This is a genomic window from Methanohalophilus mahii DSM 5219 (assembly GCF_000025865.1).
GTDB classification, from domain to species: Archaea; Halobacteriota; Methanosarcinia; order Methanosarcinales; family Methanosarcinaceae; genus Methanohalophilus; species Methanohalophilus mahii.
This window is the reverse complement of sequence record NC_014002.1, coordinates 463,972-476,184: the sequence shown is the minus strand read 5'-3', so window position 1 is coordinate 476,184 and position 12,213 is coordinate 463,972. Positions and strand designations below refer to the sequence as shown.

General features: G+C 43.6%; 12 protein-coding genes and 3 tRNA genes. 5 read left to right on the top strand and 10 right to left on the bottom strand.

Going from position 1 to position 12,213, the window contains the following annotated elements; genetic code table 11:
- Positions 1 to 20: 20 nt before the first annotated feature.
- The 8 genes from MMAH_RS02265 to MMAH_RS10210 all read right to left on the bottom strand — a co-directional run bounded on the left by MMAH_RS02265 (position 21) and on the right by MMAH_RS10210 (position 5,040).
- Positions 21 to 105: transfer RNA gene (locus MMAH_RS02265), tRNA-Leu, on the bottom strand.
- Between the two features lie 117 nt (positions 106 to 222).
- Positions 223 to 723, bottom strand: a complete 501-nt coding sequence (locus tag MMAH_RS02260; RefSeq protein ID WP_013036928.1) for an SOUL family heme-binding protein — start codon at positions 721 to 723, stop codon at positions 223 to 225.
- 53 nt (positions 724 to 776) lie between these two features.
- Positions 777 to 1,475: a DNA alkylation repair protein gene (locus MMAH_RS02255; RefSeq protein WP_013036927.1), complete on the bottom strand. Its 699-nt coding sequence runs from the start codon at positions 1,473 to 1,475 to the stop codon at positions 777 to 779.
- A 65-nt stretch (positions 1,476 to 1,540) separates the two neighbouring features.
- Positions 1,541 to 1,612 (bottom strand) — tRNA-Gly (locus MMAH_RS02250).
- 90 nt (positions 1,613 to 1,702) lie between these two features.
- Positions 1,703 to 3,679 (bottom strand): excinuclease ABC subunit UvrB, encoded by a 1,977-nt coding sequence (uvrB, locus tag MMAH_RS02245; RefSeq protein ID WP_013036926.1) that lies wholly within the window; start codon positions 3,677 to 3,679, stop codon positions 1,703 to 1,705.
- A 33-nt stretch (positions 3,680 to 3,712) separates the two neighbouring features.
- Positions 3,713 to 4,024 carry a TIGR00304 family membrane protein gene (locus MMAH_RS02240; protein WP_013036925.1) on the bottom strand — a complete coding sequence of 104 codons (312 nt, stop codon included), beginning with the start codon at positions 4,022 to 4,024 and terminating at the stop codon, positions 3,713 to 3,715.
- On the bottom strand, positions 4,021 to 4,269 hold the full coding sequence (locus MMAH_RS02235; protein ID WP_013036924.1) for a TIGR00304 family membrane protein: 249 nt from the start codon (positions 4,267 to 4,269) through the stop codon (positions 4,021 to 4,023). Before MMAH_RS02235 ends, MMAH_RS02240 begins: the two co-directional genes overlap by 4 nt.
- 30 nt (positions 4,270 to 4,299) lie before the next feature.
- Positions 4,300 to 5,040, bottom strand: a complete 741-nt coding sequence (locus MMAH_RS10210; protein WP_013036923.1) for a hypothetical protein — start codon at positions 5,038 to 5,040, stop codon at positions 4,300 to 4,302.
- A gap of 503 nt (positions 5,041 to 5,543) precedes the next feature.
- Here MMAH_RS10210 and MMAH_RS02225 point away from each other — a divergent pair.
- From MMAH_RS02225 to MMAH_RS02210, 5 genes are all read left to right on the top strand, one after another.
- Entirely contained in the window at positions 5,544 to 6,770 is a 1,227-nt protein-coding gene (locus MMAH_RS02225; protein ID WP_013036922.1) for a proteasome-activating nucleotidase, read from the top strand.
- 72 nt (positions 6,771 to 6,842) lie between these two features.
- Positions 6,843 to 6,920 (top strand) — tRNA-Glu (locus MMAH_RS02220).
- Positions 6,921 to 7,157: 237 nt separating this feature from the next.
- Entirely contained in the window at positions 7,158 to 9,191 is a 2,034-nt protein-coding gene (gene feoB, locus MMAH_RS02215) for a ferrous iron transport protein B (protein WP_013036921.1), read from the top strand.
- The gene (locus tag MMAH_RS10580) at positions 9,188 to 9,352 is read left to right on the top strand and encodes a hypothetical protein (protein ID WP_013036920.1); all 165 of its coding nucleotides are present in this window, start codon (positions 9,188 to 9,190) and stop codon (positions 9,350 to 9,352) included. Before feoB ends, MMAH_RS10580 begins: the two co-directional genes overlap by 4 nt.
- Complete coding sequence (locus MMAH_RS02210) at positions 9,349 to 10,005, top strand: metal-dependent transcriptional regulator (protein WP_013036919.1); 657 nt, start codon at positions 9,349 to 9,351, stop codon at positions 10,003 to 10,005. Before MMAH_RS10580 ends, MMAH_RS02210 begins: the two co-directional genes overlap by 4 nt.
- Before the next feature lie 216 nt (positions 10,006 to 10,221).
- Here the strand turns inward: MMAH_RS02210 and MMAH_RS02205 are convergent, their stop codons facing one another.
- Both MMAH_RS02205 and MMAH_RS02200 read right to left on the bottom strand, forming a co-directional pair.
- Positions 10,222 to 11,517 (bottom strand): gluzincin family metallopeptidase, encoded by a 1,296-nt coding sequence (locus tag MMAH_RS02205; RefSeq protein WP_013036918.1) that lies wholly within the window; start codon positions 11,515 to 11,517, stop codon positions 10,222 to 10,224.
- 169 nt (positions 11,518 to 11,686) lie between these two features.
- Entirely contained in the window at positions 11,687 to 12,178 is a 492-nt protein-coding gene (locus MMAH_RS02200; protein WP_013036917.1) for a rubrerythrin family protein, read from the bottom strand.
- Positions 12,179 to 12,213: the final 35 nt, after the last annotated feature.

Genomic DNA, 12,213 nt, shown 5'->3' with positions numbered 1-12,213 from the left:
ATATCCCAAAAAAAAACAGATGCGGGGAGTGGGATTCGAACCCACGAACTTCTACAAGACAGGGTCCTAAGCCCTGCGCCTTTGGCCTGGCTGGGCAACCCCCGCAAAGAGATTGAAAAGTCTTGCACAGATTTCCGTATCTACAACCTGTACTTGATCGTACGGGTGTTTGGAAAGTGGTCTTACATGGGCACACATAGATATTAATGTTGCGCAAAAATGTCATTCAATCCTGGTGGCAATCTCATGACGTTTCAGGAAATCCGGTACCCAGGGAGGGTCATAGCTTAGCCGGAAGAAAAGGCCTTTGTGGATGTAATCATGGGAATCCAGGAATTGTTCCAGATAACTGCGTTTATGGGAAATGATGGCATCGGAAATGCTGCCCCTGAACTTAACCACTGCAATCCTGCGAGGGGACAGTGTTTGCAGTACCACATCCTCTGAGAGAGGAGCAGGTGGTTTTGTAGAAGTAAATTCCTCGGGTAGCACAAAAGCCATCTCCATCCCCTCTTCCTGAGGATAACAAGTAATCACAGGAGTGGTCATTGAAATCTTCAATTGTTTTTCATTGGAGCCGAAGATGTATGCCGCTATTTTCCTGAAAGCCTCTTTCGAACTCGATGCATTCGTCCTGGCAATCACCATTTCCGGATAATAACGAATTTCTATATCATCGGCCGGCTTCTCCAATACGTCATATTCAGCAGTAGGAACCCCCATAATCAAACCCCATAAAACATGAGCACCAAACACTAATCAATGTTTCGAACTGATCAATGATTCCTGGCAACCTTGCGGTTAAGTCTCTCCAGAACTTTTTCACTGCGAAGTTCTCTCAAAGCATCCGAGGCAATCCACCGGGCACTTTTGGAATCGATCTTCCCTATTCGTTCAGCACATTCTGTGGCCCTGTTATTAAGGTATAGACTACGTTTTCCTATCTGGCGCAGGGCCCAGTTCACAGCCTTTTTCACCATATTGCGCCCGTCGACAGCTTCACGTTCAATTACCGGGAAAAAGGCAAGAAAGGCTTCATCAGGAGCCTGCTTATCGCTTACAGCCAGCCGGGCCATCATAACAAACCCTTCCCTTTTGACAAACTCCTCCTGTTTGCCACTCCATTCAAAAGCCCTGTCCCGGGCAAGAGATGTTTTTTCAAACAAGTTCATGCAACACTGGTCACATATTTCCCAGTAATCAAAATCCCTTGCCCAACGATCCATCTGTTCTGTCGTTACCTTTGAAGGTACGTCCACCATACTGGCAAGGATGCGAGTTTCCCTCAGGTCTATTTCCCATAGGGCAAGGGCCAGTTCATGATCTTTTCCTGTATCCTTTGCAATGCTGCGCAGAATCGGTATTGAAACTCCCAAAGATTCAGATGGCGTGATACCATACTTTTTCATACCATCCACAGCATCTGGCTTAGCATTTTCATGTAACTTTTCAAGGATAGTATCTGTTGTAGTCATGAAAATACATCAAATAATTACGCATAAATATCTTTGTCCAAAAAAAGATTGTAAGAAAAAGAGAATGCGTCGACCGGGATTCGAACCCGGGTTTAGGGCTTGGAAGGCCCCAGTCATAGCCACTAGACCATCAACGCTCACTGCAACCTCTTGATAGTATTTTTCAGATATAACCCTTTCGGCCATGTCGGTTATGACTAAAAGGTATTGCCACCAACAGAATACAATTAGAGAGAATAGGTTTCCCTCATTTCCCTGATAGCATCCCTCAGCCGGGCTGCTTCCTCGAATTCCAGGTTACGTGCAGCCTCATGCATCTCTGCCTCCAGATCAATAAGCATGCTATTGGCCTCCATTTTGGAAAGCCCCATATCAACCCCGGCAGCAGGAGTGGATACCTCTTCAACCTCTACGATTTCACGCTGAATTTCCTTCATGATACTGGTCGGTGTAATGTTATGCTTGCGATTGAACTCCAGTTGAATGTTACGTCTTCTTTCCATCTCACTCATTGCACGGGACATTGAACCGGTAATCCTGTCCGCATACATAATAGCATAAGCATCCACATTCCGCGAAGCCCGGCCAATCGTCTGGATGAGAGAGCGTTCCGAACGCAGGAAGCCTTCCTTATCTGCATCGAGTATTGCCACAAGAGCGACCTCGGGAATGTCCAGCCCTTCACGTAACAGGTTAATCCCCACAAGCACATCAAAGGTGCCCTTACGTAATTCCCGCACGATCTCGGCCCGCTCCAGTGTATCGATGTCCGAATGCATATACCGCACCCTGATACCCATTTCCAGCAGGTAGTCGGTCAGATCCTCGGCCATTTTCTTAGTCAGGGTTGTCACAAGGGTCCTGTAACCCCTTTCCGATACCTTCCGGACTTCTTCCATCAGGTCATCTATCTGATTTGCCACAGGCCTGACCTGCACCGGTGGATCAACAAGCCCTGTAGGACGAATGATCTGCTCCACAACCTGATCACTCAATCCCAGCTCATAATCTGCAGGTGTGGCGGAAACATAAACGGCCTGATTGATCCTCTCCTCGAATTCCCTGTAATTCAGGGGCCGGTTGTCGAAGGCCGAAGGCAGACGGAAACCATATTCAATAAGGGATTTTTTGCGTGCCCGATCCCCGTTATGCATCCCTCCAATCTGCGGGATAGTCACATGGGATTCATCGATGATGAGCAAATAATCATCCGGGAAGAAATCCAGCAGTGAAGAAGGAGCCTCACCCGGTTTGCGGCCGTCAAAATGGCGGGAATAATTTTCAATACCACTGCAATACCCGAGCTCTTCTATCATTTCGATATCAAATCTGGTACGTTGCATGATACGCTGGGCCTCCAGCAATTGGCCCTGTTTTTCAAATTCGGCAACTGTATCCTTCAGTTCCTCTTCAATAGATACAAGGGCACGATCAATCTGTGACTGGGGCATAACAAAATGCTTGGCAGGATAGATCACAACCTGCATATCATCTTCCACTTCACGTACAACCTTGCCGGTAAGTGGCTCAAAATAGGAAATCCTGTCGATCTCATCCCCGAACATCTCTACCCGCACTGCCACATTATCCTGTGCCGGGAATATCTCGACAGTGTCCCCCCTGGCACGGAAAGTACCCTGGGTGAATTCCACATCATTCCTTTCATACTGGATATCCACAAGTTTACCGAATATCCAGCTCCTGTCAACCTCATCTCCCGGTTTCAGGAAAAGGGACATTTCCTGCCATTCTTTAGGAGAACCCAGGTTGTAGATGCATGACACACTGGATACAACAATTACGTCCCTGCGCTCCATAAGCGACTTGGTGGCAGACAACCTCAACCGATCTATCTCTTCATTGATGGAAGAATCCTTTTCAATATAGGTATCAGTTGTGGGAAGATAGGCTTCGGGCTGGTAATAATCGTAATAACTGACAAAATATTCAACAGCATTGTCCGGGAAAAAGTCGCGGAATTCTGAAAACAACTGGGCTGCAAGGGTTTTGTTATGAGCAATTACAAGGGTAGGCCTCTGCACATTTTGAATGACATTTGCCATTGTGAAGGTCTTACCTGAGCCGGTCACACCCAGCAGTGTCTGGTGCCTGAAACCACCGTTTATACCATTCGAAAGATTATCGATCGCCTGTGGCTGGTCACCACGGGGACTGTAGTTTGATACAAGTTCAAACTCCGGCATACTACATCCTATCTGTTGTGAAAACGTATATAATTATACCAATACTACCACCAAAAGGTAAATCAGCATCAGAATTATGGCAAGCACCATCGCTTTTTTGGAGGTGTTGCTGTCAGAACCAAAAATTATCGGCAGGGGGCCAATCATGATAACCCCTCCACTTTTGACATCGGTACGTGAATAATCACCTTCATCACCTGTATGGATTTCATTCACATGACCATGTGTCTGTGATGACGACTGTTTTTTGTGAAATACATTTTGTTCATAGACACCCCGCATTATCAGGAAAATACCAATTCCAATAAAGGCCATTCCCCCGTAAACAAGTATATTCCCGATCAACGGTTAGTCCTCCATAGCAAAATGTAAATCGCAAATATCAAAAGTCCTAATAGAAGCATTGAATAGGAAACACCTACAGAAGAACCTATAACAATTGGAATCGGACCAATCAGTACAAGCCCGCCAAATTCGGACTGGGCTCCATTTCCATAAATCGCTTTTGTAATAAAACCTAAAAACAATAGAAAAAAGCCGATTGTAATCAGCACGAAACCCTTTGTTATAGAATTTTCTGCTGAATTCATGAGAAAAGATAAGATTTCAGATATTAAATATCATGTCCTCTGGATGTAACCCGGAGAAAAGGACTGATGAACTGAAGATTGCTCTTCCATATCACCCACATAAAGATACTCCCGATTGGTGCGATTGCCCCGCCTCTGAAGAAGATCTTTACGATACATACGGGAAAGGTATGTGGACACAGTGCTCAGTTTGATCGGGCCATATACCTGCTCATACTGATGCTGTATTTCCTGTGAAGTACCCCACATACGTGGAAACTCATATTTCAGGAACAACTCAAGTCTTTCACTTATTGTCAACGAAGGATCTGATTTTGATTTATTCACCTGTTGAGAAGGAAAGGACCGGTTTACACTACCACTTTGCTGTCCTTGCTGGACATGAGGTGGCTGGGACATCGATGGTGCCTGGGTGGTGGGTTGCATGGGAGGTAGTGGTTGTGGCATCATCGACGGGTAGTAAACCGGTGGGTAATACATTGGATTATAGTAATGTTGTGCGGGCATAGGCGGATAATTTGGAGGGACCATCTGTGGTGGAACCTGCTGTTGTGGTGGATATTGAGCACCGGAATGTGAAGGTGTGTTTACTTCATGACTGTTTTGTGATTGTGAAGAAAGGTTAAAAGATGAAGATTCTTCCGATTGAGGTTGAGCCTCACCAAACATGTTGATAAACTGGATCGAGCGATTCTGCCAAGTATCTCCTTCAAATTGGACTCTGGCAACCTCGTTGTCATCATCATCGAATAACTCGAGTCGGATCTTCATCTTTTAGCCTCTGCATAAGTCCATTCATCCCCTCAGATGCAATGGAGTGCAAAGCCATTCATCCCCTCAGATTTATGGTTTGCATTGTTTAGATTGAATTGTGAATCGTTATTACAGTTTCACACATCCATTATATGCAATATTTGGTATGATAAGATCATATATAAGTCTTTTGTTATATATTTGTTTTAAACTGTTTTTTACTTGTGAAAAACAATAAAATAAAACTAAACAATTTAAAAACTTATATTTCATCTTATTCACAACAAGCAAAGAGGACAATGTGATATAAATATTATCATATATTGTCTTTAACTCCAATGGAAATAGAGGGGTTTGTTTTTATCTGTATAGAAGTGTGAAACAGATCATATAGGAGGACAATAGGTGCAAAAACACAGATAAGAGTCATAAAAATATAGGTAAAAATACATAAAACACCCCCAGATAATACATGAAAACAGGAGTGGATTTATATTCGATGATATGCATAGGGACGCATTATGTCCGATGCAACTGCAAATACTCCTATTGAAAATACCAATAACACTGTTGATAATGCAGAGGAGATGGACTCTGAGATCGAATCACTCAAAAAGGAAAATGAGGAACTACGAGTCCAGAGTGAATCTATGAGAGCAAAGCTTCTTGAAGCAAATATGCTGGCAAACAACTACCTCGAGGAAATGGAAAAACTCAAGGAGCAACTCGAGCGTATTACATCACCCCCCCTTTTCATTGCAACTGTCATGGAAACAGAAGATGACATGGCACTTATCCGCCAGCATGGCAACAATCAGGAAGTAGTTACACAGATTCCCGCGGAGTTCAGGGATGAAATTGAACCGGGAGTGCGAGTATCAATCAATGCTGCATTTTCCATTGTATCAATAATGCGTAAAGCAACCGACATGCGCGCCCAGATAATGGAAGTAATCAATTCCCCTGATGTAGATTACGATATGATAGGCGGGCTGGATGACGTCCTCAACGAGGTAATCGAATCCGTAGAGATGCCCCTTACCGAACCCGAACTATTCGATAAGATCGGTATCGAACCCCCATCAGGTGTCCTTATGTACGGTGACCCTGGAACAGGAAAAACACTGATTGCCAAAGCAGTGGCATCCCGGGCGCATGCAAGCTTTATACGCATGTCCGGTTCAGACCTTGTCCAGAAATTCATCGGAGAAGGAGCAAGGCTTGTGAAAGATGTGTTCCAGATGGCCCGGGATAAATCCCCATGCATCCTGTTTATTGATGAGATCGATGCCGTGGGCGGAATGCGTACCCATGATGGCACCACAGGTTCTGCAGAAGTAAATCGTACAATGCTGCAACTGTTGTCCGAGATGGATGGTTTCGAGCCACGTGGCCAGGTCAAGATCATAGCGGCCACAAACCGTATTGACCTGCTTGACCCAGCACTTCTTCGCCCGGGAAGATTTGACAGGGTTATTGAAATACCAATACCCGATGAAAAAGCACGCGAGGATATCCTCAGGATCCATACCCGACACATGAATCTTGCAGATGATGTGGATATGGCCAAACTTGCCAAAATGGCCAACGGCCTGAGTGGAGCAGACCTCAAAATCATTGTCAAGGAAGCAGGGATGTTTGTCCTGCGTCGCAGGGGCGAACAGATCACCATGAAGGATATGACCGAAGCCTTCAATAAGATCACAACGGAAGAAGAACAGGGTACAGTAAGCGGGATGTTTGCCTAATCCCGCTTCTTGTTTTTACAAAAGCTTAATATAACATAAATTGCTTTAGGATTGTGCCCTCAAGGCATAAGAGCTCCGATAGTGTAGCACGGCCAATCATACAGGACTCTCACTCCTGTGACTCGGGTTCGAATCCCGATCGGAGCACCATTGATTTTTTAAAGATTTTCATCAATTGGAATGCATCAGTTGACATACTATCCTTTAATTACAGCTCCAATTCTTTAAAAAATATCCTGCAGATTATTGTATAGTCTTTTTTCGTCCCATGAGACTGAGGATAAGTTGTCGGTTTTACTCAATCGATTATTGCCTCATGCACAATTTTTAAATATTAGGCAACCCTAAGAAACTCTATATTAGGTAACCCTAAAAAGAGAGGTTAAAATGAAGTTACCAACACTAAAAACAAAAGGCAAATGCTGCCAGATATCGGAAACTCCTTCAAACGGACTTGAAAAAATAGTGCTTGTAGGCAATCCGAATGTCGGAAAAAGTGTCCTCTTCAACCACTTCTCGAACAGCTATACCATAGTTTCCAACTATCCCGGAACCACGGTAGAGATCAGTAAAGGAGACGGAACGATAGCAGGAAAGGAGTACGAGATAATAGATACCCCCGGAATGTACTCTATGCTGCCCATTACAGAGGAGGAAAGGGTGGCCCAGAAATACGTCCTTGATGAAGATGCCCATGTATACCTCCATGTAGTGGATGCAAAAAATCTGAGGAGGATGCTGCCCCTTACAATCCAGTTAATTGAAGCAGACGTACCCCTCATACTTGTACTCAATATGATGGATGAGGCTGAAGAAAGAGGAGTAGAGATTGATACTCAGAGACTTGCACAAAGGCTGGGGATTCCAGTCGTTAGTACAGTCTCGACCACTGGCAGGGGTTTGAAAGAGCTGGAAGAGACTATCGCCAACTACAAACCCACTCAAAAGCATTTCATTCCAAATTACGGTGAAGAAATCGAATCTGCAATTGAGAAAACAGTTTCTTCCCTGAATTCTGAATATAGAGTAGCAAAAAGAGCCCTTGCACAACTTCTGCTCCAGAAGGATCTTATTGCTTTCGAAAAAATTCAAAGAAAGGAAGAAGAACCGGAAAGGATAGGACTAATTGTTGATGACAGCCAAGCTGAACACAGTGAACCACTCAATCTGAAAATAGCAATAAAAAGGCAGGATAATGTCAATGAAATAATCGATTCAGTCATGACACAGAAGGAAGATAGAGAGAAAGCAGCCGAAAAAAAGACGCATGAAAATGAAAACAGTATAAGTAGGCGTATTGATAAACTTCTGATCCGGCCAATTACAGGCATACCAATACTCCTCCTAATACTCTATTTCGGTCTTTACAAATTTGTAGGAGTATTTGCAGCAGGAACGGTGGTTGATTATCTGGAAGGAACACTTTTTGGAGAACAGATCAATCCATGGGTTATTGCTAATTTCAATGCCCTTGTTCCCTATCCAGTCATTCAGGACCTGTTTGTAGGAGAATATGGGATATTCACCCAGGCAATCACCTATGCTATCGCACTGATAATGCCCCTGGTAGGTGCTTTCTTCATAGTATTCTCGATAATAGAGGACACAGGATATCTGCCCAGGCTTGCCATGCTCATTGACAGACTATTCAAGAAGATTGGCCTCAGCGGAAGAGCAGTAATCCCCATGGTACTGGGATTTGGCTGTGTTACCATGGCGACAATGGTCACACGTACCCTGGAAACTAAACGTGAACGAGTCATAGCAAGCATGCTGCTTGCACTTGCTATTCCCTGCTCCGCACAGCTAGGAGTGATTCTGGGAGTGTTGTCCTTCAGCTCAAAAGCATTGTTCATATGGGCAATTGTAGTATTTTTGGAATTGATACTCATAGGATTTCTGGCATCAAAGGTCATGTCCGGAGAAAAACCAAATTTCTTTGTAGAAATGCCACCCCTGCGCCTGCCTAAAATATCCAATGTCGCTATAAAAACATACTCAAGGATGCAGTGGTATTTCCTTGAAGTGTTGCCACTGTTTATTGTAGCCAGTGTAGTGATATGGATTGGAAGACTCATCGGTCTGTTCGATATTGCTGTGAAACTGCTGGCATATCCCTCACAGTGGATAGGTTTGCCCGCAGAGGCAGGGGTGATGTTCCTGTTTGGATTCTTCAGGAGAGATTTTGGTGCTGCCGGTCTTTTCGACATGTATAATGCAGGAATGCTGACCGGAGTAAACATTGTGGTAGCTGCTGTTACCCTGACCCTGTTCATGCCCTGCATAGCCCAGTTCATGATGACAGTAAAGGAAAGGGGACTAAAAACAGCCTTTGCAATGGCAGCTTTCATATTCCCAAGTGCCTTTGGAGTTGGTTTTGTAGTCAATTACCTGCTCAATTATTTCGGAGTGATACTATGAAATGCCCGTTTTGCGGATTCGAATTCGATGAACCTGACAAATCGACGTGTGCAGGATGTGGCAAACTGCATTCATGCAATATGCAGAAATGCCCAAACTGTAAGTATGAAATTCCCAAAGAAACAAAACTGGAAAAATTGCTAAGAGGTGTATTCAAGTGAAGATCAGTAACGATGCAGAAGAGATCATTGAGAAAATGTGGAGATTTACAGAAGAAAAGGGAATGGTTTCAGTTCCACTGGATACACTCGGGGTGGAAAAAAAATCACCCGAAATACTCGAACTAATAGAGAAGAAAAACATCACCCTTCAGGGCAACAATATAATTCTCAGCCAGAAGGGAATTGAAAACGGCAGAAACGTAGTCAGAAGACACCGGCTTGCCGAACGTTTGCTTGCAGACGTGCTTGACACAAAGGACAGGTATATCCACAATGCTGCCTGTGAATTCGAACATGTGCTCCACAGGGGCATAGATGATAAAATATGCACCCTTCTGGGCCATCCCAAAACATGCCCCCACGGAAGAAATATCCCAGAAGGAGAGTGCTGCAGAAAAGCCAAAGACAGAATCGAGAGGGTCGTTGCACCTCTCTCGGCCCTGAGCAATGGCCAACAGGGCAAGGTTGCATATTTTGACATAAAGGATGAAGAAAGACTACAAAAAATCATGTCAATGGGAGTGCTGCCAAGCATGCCCATAGGACTTGTACAGTCATATCCATCCTATGTTTTCGACCTGGAACATACACGTTATGCAGTTGACCGGGAAATGGCAGACTGCATCTATGTGAAAATCGAGAGCGGGTCTTGAAAAGCCCGCTTTTGATATTACCTATAAGGATTTGACCTTAGATCTTGAGAGATACATCCGCACGGATTAGATGAGAAATATCAATGGGTAGAAACAAGCGGACTGACACTCCTCAAATGAACCTATCAAGGAACCCAAAAAAGACCCGCAAAGCCAACCATAAAACATCCATACAATATGCATGAGAAGTATGTCAGTTTTTACCCTAACAACTCATTAGACAAAATTAGAATACATTTCATCGAACTCTTTGCCTGAAACCGATTCAATTATTGAAATATGATCAGAAGTATCCACATTCCCGGTGGCCAACAACTTCCTGTTGGCGATTTGCATCCTCTCAAATCCAACATTTTCATAAATATCTGATACGAAAACAAAAGATTTACTGTAACCATATCCAATTGATTCTGAGCTGGAAGTGTTATATTCATCCGGAATCGACCAGCCATCAAGAGCCTGTACAAAATTGTGCCCATTTTTACCATAGCCATCCTCAAGTTCGGATTTCATAGTTAGGGCTTTTTCTGGATTTGTCTGTTTTAACACGAGGAAAGTATACAGATTGGCGTAACCTTCATGCATCCAGAGTTGCTCAAAATTGCATGCATGGGTCCAGCTGTGGGAAAGCTCATGTATCAGCACACGGTCTCCTGCTGAGTGTAGAAGGGATATCGTACCATTACCATAATTGAAACCATCGTAGCCTTTGGTTTCCGCAATTGAGGATTCCCTTATTGTGAGATATGAATTGCCCGGGTAAGGAGCTCCCCAGACATCCTCCAGCAAGGGAAGATATGTAGCCGTTTTGTCCAGCACATTCTGTGCCCATTCATCATTTCCTTGCCGGTATTCAACACTGATGCTGACATTCCTGCCTTCCAGGGAAACAATTTCACTGTCAACCATGGTGTCCACTGTTTTTACACAATCTATCCGCAAAGGAAATTCCTGGAAACTTTTGTTATCAAACGTATAAACTGCATGATCGTCCAGATTTTCTTTTGCATAGTCAACATCTTCCAGATATGCCTCATAATTATCCGGGACAATGAGTTTCACATTTCCAGAATCCGATTGTTCCCGTATTGTGAAAGTGGTATAGATGGGGTCCATCCTTACATCATATTCCAGTGTTAAAATGTAACTATCTCCATACCATACATTCTCATTGAATGTAAACATGTAATAGTTTCCCCCATCCTCAGCTCTTTTGGATTTTATTTCAGAAGAATCATCAAAGGAACTAAGATTCGAATGACCCGGGGCAACAGGATAATTTAGTGAAGAGTAAAATCCCTGCCAGTAACGGGTATTTTCATCCATATTGGTAAAAGTTATCTCTTTTGAGACATGGACAACCCCGCAGCCTACTTCATATACTGAATTCACTTCCACTTCATTCTGCCCCCAGTCCGCTGAAGCCTGAGAGGTTGCCAGCACACAAAACAAAGTCACAGAAATAAGAGAATAAAATACAATGCTGGTAAAAGAATAATGTCCTGATTCCATTACCCGTAATGTTCCATGACCATAGGGATAATAAATATGGCACTGAATATACAATTAATGTACATAAAACACTGTACACTAATTAGCAAAAATAAAAATATAGCATTTAAACCAGCATTCAGGGGTAATAAATAAAAATAAAGGGATATGCCCCAATCAACAGGACATTTTAATCAATTTTCTTGAACTTAGAAGCGGGAGCCCCACAGATAGGACATACATCAGGAGCACCGTTTTCCACAGTATTGCCACAAACCTCACAGACGTAATAGTCAACCTCGTCATTGTTACCTGCATTGTCAAGGGCTTTCTTGTAGAGTTCGGCATGGATTGCCTCTACCTGGTTGGCAACATCAAAACTCCAGGCAGCCTTACCGTTGTCTTCCTTTTTTGCCTGTGTTATGAATGCGGGATACATTTCCTCAAACTCATAGGTTTCTCCTTCGATGGCCTCCCTGAGGTTTTCCTCAGTGCTCTTGATACCATTCATAATTTCCAGATGGTTGTGAGCATGAACTGTCTCAGCTGCTGCGGCAGCCCTGAAAAGTTTTGCAATCTGGGGAAAGCCTTCGTCATCAGCTTTTTTTGCAAAGGCCAGATACTTCCTGTTTGCCATTGATTCGCCGGCAAATGCTCCTTCAAGGTTTTCAAGCGTACTCATACAATATACTCCTTATTTTTTGTAACCATACCACA